4 protein-coding genes are annotated in these 3,765 nt (G+C 64.6%); 2 read left to right on the forward strand and 2 right to left on the reverse strand.

Annotated features, from left to right (window positions below; all coding sequences use genetic code 11):
• A partial coding sequence (locus QZ189_RS10800) for an ATP-dependent Clp protease adaptor ClpS (protein WP_296421754.1) occupies positions 1 to 159 on the forward strand: 159 nt, incomplete at its 5' end.
• Positions 159 to 974, forward strand: coding sequence for a CPBP family intramembrane glutamic endopeptidase (locus QZ189_RS10805; RefSeq protein WP_296421753.1), 816 nt, complete (start codon positions 159 to 161; stop codon positions 972 to 974). The genes QZ189_RS10800 and QZ189_RS10805, both read left to right, overlap by 1 nt.
• A gap of 1 nt (position 975) precedes the next feature.
• Here QZ189_RS10805 and QZ189_RS10810 read toward each other — a convergent pair whose 3' ends face one another.
• Both QZ189_RS10810 and cofG read right to left on the reverse strand, forming a co-directional pair.
• Positions 976 to 2,532, reverse strand: a complete 1,557-nt coding sequence (locus QZ189_RS10810; RefSeq protein WP_010314588.1) for a photosystem II high light acclimation radical SAM protein — start codon at positions 2,530 to 2,532, stop codon at positions 976 to 978.
• Positions 2,533 to 2,590: 58 nt separating this feature from the next.
• Entirely contained in the window at positions 2,591 to 3,562 is a 972-nt protein-coding gene (cofG, locus tag QZ189_RS10815; RefSeq protein ID WP_296416234.1) for a 7,8-didemethyl-8-hydroxy-5-deazariboflavin synthase subunit CofG, read from the reverse strand.
• Positions 3,563 to 3,765 lie beyond the last annotated feature (203 nt).

Consider the following 3,765-nt stretch of genomic DNA (forward strand, 5'->3'; position numbering starts at 1 on the left):
GTGCCCTCCCTGAGTGAGCAGGACGCCATCGCCGTGATGATGGAGGCCCACAACACCGGCGTGGGCCTGGTGATCGTCTGCGATATCGAGCCGGCGGAGTTCTACAGCGAAACCCTGAAGGCCAAGGGTCTCTCCAGCACGATCGAGCCCGAAGACTGATGCAGTCCCCCACCAGATCAACGTTGCACTGGTGGGGGACGCTGCTCTATGTCCCCGTCCTCTACGGATTGGGTTGGCTCAGCTCGCGGCCGCTGGCGCTGGTCTTCCCCCAATGGCGCCCTGACCAGGTGGACCTGGCTGGGGTGGTGGTTTCGCTGCTGCTACTGCTACTGACCCTGCCTTGGCGCTTGCGCCGCAGCTGGGGTGTCGACCATCCCTGGCAACAGCTCGGGGTTGTCGTGCGTCCCACCGCGGGCCTGCGCGCCTTCATTCGCGGTCTGCTCAAGGCCGCTGGGCTGCTGTTCGGTGTGGTGGTGGTCCTGCTGCTCAGCGGCCAGAGCCAATGGCAGGGACAACTCACGGCCGGCCAACTGCTCAACGCCATCGCCCTGCTGCTCGGGGTGGGGTTCGCCGAGGAGTTGCTCTTTCGTGGTTGGCTCTGGGGCGAATTGGAGCTGCTGGGCGGGCGGCAACGGGCCATCGGGCTCCAGGCCGCGTTCTTTGCCCTGGTGCATCCCTGGTACCAGCTGCCCCCCATCGAAGCCATCGCCCTGTTGGTGGGACTGGTGCTACTGGGCCTCGCCTTAGCGCTGCAAAGACGCGCCGATCAAGGGGCACTCTGGGGATCCATTGGCCTACACGGCGGCTTAGTCGGGGGCTGGTTTGCCCTTCAGGCCGGACTGATCAGCCTGCCGGCAGCCGCACCCGTTTGGCTGCTGGGTCCAGGTGGCGCCAATCCCAACCCGATCGGAGGTCTGCTGGGTTGGGCCGGACTGGCGGGGTTGATCGTGGTGCGCCGCCGCTGGTGGCGCTGATCTAACGGGTCGCCGTTGCCAAGGCCTTGCGGCCCTCGACCGGAGCGCGCAACGCCTCCTCCAGTGGAGCCGTGCCGTAGTCACGCTCCAAGAGATCCATCACCGTGCGACCAAAGTCGGCGGGATTGCGCTCAAACGCCTCCAGGCAAATGCGCCCAAAGGTGCTGCCCATCGGTTCGGGGTTCCAGAGGAGTTGCCGCGCCGTCCAGGGGAGCATGCTCATCGGGTTGTAGCCCGGCTTGATCAGGCCCTGATCAAAGCCGTACTGCTCCAGGTGCGTGTGGGGTTGCAAGCCGATGAAAAAGATCGCGGGCTCAACCTTGTCGGCACCAAAAATGCGCTCCAGCTCGCGGTGGTAGGCAACGGTCTGACGAATCGTCTCCGGACGCTCGTCGATGACGTTGAAGGAGTAGTTCACCGAGACGTGCTCCCTGAAGCCAGCCTCGGCCAAGAGGCGACAGTTCTCAAGCACGGTGCGGAGGTTGTAGCCCATCCGCATCTTGCGCACGAGCTCCTGGGAACCGGAGGTGATGCCGATCTCGAAGTAGTCCATGCCGGTGTCGACCATCAGCTGGGCCAACTCGGCGTCGAGGTTGTCGGCTCGGATGTAGGCCGCCCAGCGGATGTCCGTCCAGCCCTGGGCCTTCACCGCCCGCAGGAGCTCCTTGGCATCGTCGATGTAGCGGCGTGCCGGGATGAATTGCGCATCGGTGAACCAGAAGCCGCGCACCCCACGCCGATAGAGCTGATGCATCTCGGCGATGACCTCCTCGACGGGATTGACCCGGACGGCCTTGCCCTCCACCACCGTGTAGACGCAGTAGCAGCAGTTGTGGGGGCAGCCCCGCTTGGTCTGAACGCCGACGTAGAAGTCGCCCCCATCGAGATACCAATCCAGCTGGGGCCAGATCGAGGCGATGTAGTCGTAGTCGCAGGCCGTCTTCTCCATGCCGGAGGGCTGCTCATGAATCAGACCGGGCCGAGGCGCTTCACCCGCCAGAAAACAGCGCTCGCCCTCGAGGGACTCCCCACGCAGGAGCTTCTCGAGCAAGGGCTCTCCTTCGCCAACGGAGACCACGGTGCCCCGGGGTAGCCGTTTGCCGAGCTGTTCGTAGAAGACGCTGACCGCGCCTCCGCCCAAGACCGCCTGGGCCTCTGGGTGATGACGGCGCGCGCGCTTCAGGCCACGGCGGACCAAGCGCAAATTGCGCCAGAGCTCCCCGTAAAAGGAGGCCATCAAACGCAACCCGCCAAAGGCACCGCGCAGACGGCGAACGGGATTCAGGGCGTAGAAGACCTCAAAGGAGTTCTGCAGGGGGTTGCCCCCGCGACCATCCACCGGGGCATAGATCTGAATGTCCCGCCAGGAAAAGACCAGAACGGTGGGCCGGAAGCTCTCGATCCGCTCCAGCAGCACCGCCTCGACATCCAGCAGGGGGACAGCAGCCAGATCAAGGATCTGCTGGGCCAGTCCGGGGAATTGTTTGTGCAGATGATCGGCCAGATACACCGGGCCAATCGGGAAAATCGGATTGCAGGGGAGCCGCACGAGCAACACCCGCTGATCAGCTGGCGGTAGTGGTCTCAAGCTGCGACGCCCATGGCGAAGTTGGACGCTAACAAGCAGCTGTTGTCCAACGTTGTTGGAGGGTTTCGTCGATCCGCTCGACCCTCTCCCGCAGGGCAGGCGGCAATCGACGCCACCAGTGCTGATGCGTGCAGGTGCGCGGTTTGAGTTGCCAGCCAGAGGCCTCAAGCACCGCGCGCAGCTGGCTGATCGCCGGTTGGGGATAGGCGGGATTAATCACGTCCTCCAGATCGATCCCGCCGAGGTCATCGATGCCAGCAGCCAAGGCAGAGGGCAGGGACGCCAAAGGCCAGAGATTGGGGGGCGTCTGCAGGTGCACCTCCTGCGGCAAGAGGGACCGGGCATCGGCGATCAACTCCAGGAGATCCCCTTGCTCGGATTCGCTCAGAACAACCGCTGAATCACCATCGGGTCGCCAGGGCTGAAGGATCACTTCCTGCAGGTGCCCCCAGCGCAACTGGAGATCCCGCAGCAGCTCCAAGGCCCTGATGCGCTCGGCGCGGCTTTCACCCACGCCCAACAGCAGCCCCGTGGTGAAAGGGATACCCAAGCGTCCAGCCTGCTCGAGTTGAGCCAGGCGAACCTCCAGACGCTTGCTGGGGGCGCGGGCATGCAGGGGCTCATAGGCAGGACCGAGCCCCTCCAACATCAAGCCCATCGAGGGATTGCTCCGGCCAAGGCGCGCCATTTCCTGGCAGCTCAGGGGACCCGCATTCGTGTGGGGAAGCCGGCCCTGATCCAGGGCGAGCTGGCTGAGCTGCAGCAGACGGCTGAACCAGGCAGCGCGCCCCGCTGATCCAGGCGCCTCTTCACCGCTCAACAGCAACACCTCAGCAGCGGCGGGACGCTCACGCAGCTGCCGCAGGGCCTCCTCAGCCGTAAGTGGTACAGCCAGTGCTGGGGAGACGCGAAAACTGCAGTAGCCGCAGCGGTTGAAGCAGCCGCGGGTCGGAACCAACGTGACGCTGGGACTCCAGGTGACGACGGCCTCAGCAGGCACGGAACGCGCAGCGACAAGCGGGACTGATGCCACCGATTAGCAGGACTTGGGGGCCGGAAAGCCTGAGAAGGCGTTAACGCGTCGCAATGTCGCGCAAACATCCGTTACATTGGCCATGGCAGGGCGGGTTACCGACCTGTCCTTCCCTAACCGCCAGGCGTTCGCGCACGGCACTTCTTTCCCGTACTCATGACGACCACCCT

The organism is Vulcanococcus sp. CPBay_Sum15L08_68, assembly GCF_017855895.1.
In the GTDB taxonomy this organism is placed as follows: Bacteria; Cyanobacteriota; Cyanobacteriia; order PCC-6307; family Cyanobiaceae; genus Vulcanococcus.

What these genes read in the sequence shown, in the direction of transcription:
- QZ189_RS10805 (WP_296421753.1), top strand. Translation starts at nt 159, where the DNA reads ATGCAGTCCCCCACCAGATCAACGTTGCACTGGTGGGGGACGCTGCTC.